Below are 1,805 nucleotides of genomic sequence, written 5' to 3'. Positions count from 1 at the left end.
CCCCGATGGAGCATGACCCTGCCCGCGCGCCACCCCTAATCTGCGAAGAAACCCCCGTAGGAACCGCAAGAACCCTCGTGGAACCCAGGCGAAAACCGGATCCGCCGCCGGCGGCAGCCGTCCCACCCCCAGAACACAGGAGCCCCGCATGAGCGAGATCCCGCAGGAGCGTCGCGTCGTCACCGCCATCCCCGGCCCGAAGTCGCAGGAGCTCCAGGCCCGCCGTACCGCCGTGGTCGCCGGCGGCGTGGGCTCCGTCCTGCCCGTCTTCGCGGCCCGCGCGGGTGGCGGCATCATCGAGGACGTCGACGGCAACCGTCTGATCGACTTCGGCTCCGGCATCGCCGTGACGTCCGTCGGCGCCTCCGCCGAGGCCGTGGTCCGCCGCGCCTCCGCCCAGCTCGCGGACTTCACGCACACCTGCTTCATGGTCACGCCCTACGAGGGGTACGTGGCCGTCGCCGAGGCGCTCGCCGAGCTGACGCCGGGCGACCACGAGAAGAAGTCGGCGCTGTTCAACTCCGGCGCCGAGGCCGTCGAGAACGCCGTCAAGATCGCCCGTGCGTACACCAAGCGCCAGGCCGTCGTCGTCTTCGACCACGGCTACCACGGCCGCACGAACCTCACGATGGCGCTGACGGCCAAGAACATGCCGTACAAGCACGGCTTCGGCCCGTTCGCGCCCGAGGTCTACCGCGTGCCCGTCGCCTACGGCTACCGCTGGCCGACCGGCGCCGAGAACGCCGGGCCCGAGGCCGCCAAGCAGGCCATCGACCAGATCAGCAAGCAGGTCGGCGCGGAGAACGTGGCCGCGATCATCATCGAGCCGGTGCTCGGCGAGGGCGGCTTCATCGAGCCCGCCAAGGGCTTCCTGCCCGAGATCGTGAAGTACGCCAACGACAATGGCATCGTCTTCGTCGCGGACGAGATCCAGTCCGGCTTCTGCCGCACCGGCCAGTGGTTCGCCTGCGAGGACGAGGGCATCGTCCCCGACCTGATCACCACGGCCAAGGGCATCGCGGGCGGCCTGCCGCTCGCCGCCGTCACGGGCCGCGCCGAGATCATGGACGCCGCGCACTCCGGCGGCCTCGGCGGCACCTACGGCGGCAACCCGGTCGCCTGTGCCGGTGCGCTCGGCGCCATCGAGACGATGAAGGAGCTCGACCTCAACGCCAAGGCCAAGGCGATCGAGTCGGCGATGAAGACCCGGCTGTCCGCGATGGCCGAGAAGTTCGACATCATCGGCGACATCCGCGGCCGTGGCGCGATGATCGCCATCGAGCTGGTCAAGGACCGCGCGACCAAGGAGCCGAACCCGGAGGCGACCGCCGCGCTGGCCAAGGCCTGCCACGCCGAGGGCCTGCTCGTCCTGACCTGCGGCACGTACGGCAACGTGCTGCGCTTCCTGCCGCCGCTGGTCATCGGCGACGACCTCCTGAACGAGGGCCTGGACATCATCGAGGGCGCCTTCGCCCGCGTCTGACCGACGCCATCGCCGGACGGGGCCCGTACGAAATCGCGTACGGGCCTCGGCCATGTCCACGAGTCCGCGACAGCGCCCGCGACCGGCCCCCTCGCACCCCCCGGCACCCGCTCTGACGTGCACGGACACCACATCGTGAGGTCTCTGCCGAGGCCCCCGTGGCAGCGGGCCACCGTCGGGGCGTGTGAAGAAGGTGTGCGAGCCCCATGTCGGGATGCCGATGTGCCTGTCGGCCGCCCATTCCCTGCCGTACGGTTTCTGCAGATGAGAGAAACACCCCGCCCACAGGAGACTGTGGGTGACACCAAGGCGGAGCCTCCCC

At 70.4% G+C, this 1,805-nt stretch carries 1 protein-coding gene; it reads left to right on the top strand.

Features of this window, described 5'->3' with window-relative positions; all coding sequences use genetic code 11:
• The first annotated feature begins 148 nt into the window (after positions 1–148).
• The gene (gene gabT / locus AB8Z36_RS38535; protein WP_369218018.1) at positions 149–1,483 is read left to right on the top strand and encodes a 4-aminobutyrate--2-oxoglutarate transaminase; all 1,335 of its coding nucleotides are present in this window, start codon (positions 149–151) and stop codon (positions 1,481–1,483) included.
• The last annotated feature ends 322 nt before the right edge of the window (positions 1,484–1,805 follow it).

Source organism: Streptomyces flavofungini, assembly GCF_041028215.1.
GTDB classification, from domain to species: Bacteria; Actinomycetota; Actinomycetes; order Streptomycetales; family Streptomycetaceae; genus Streptomyces; species Streptomyces flavofungini_B.
This window is presented reverse-complemented; position numbering and strand designations above follow the sequence as displayed.

Coding starts and splice junctions, on each gene's coding strand:
- gabT (WP_369218018.1), top strand. CDS start 149: ATGAGCGAGATCCCGCAGGAGCGTCGCGTCGTCACCGCCATCCCCGGC.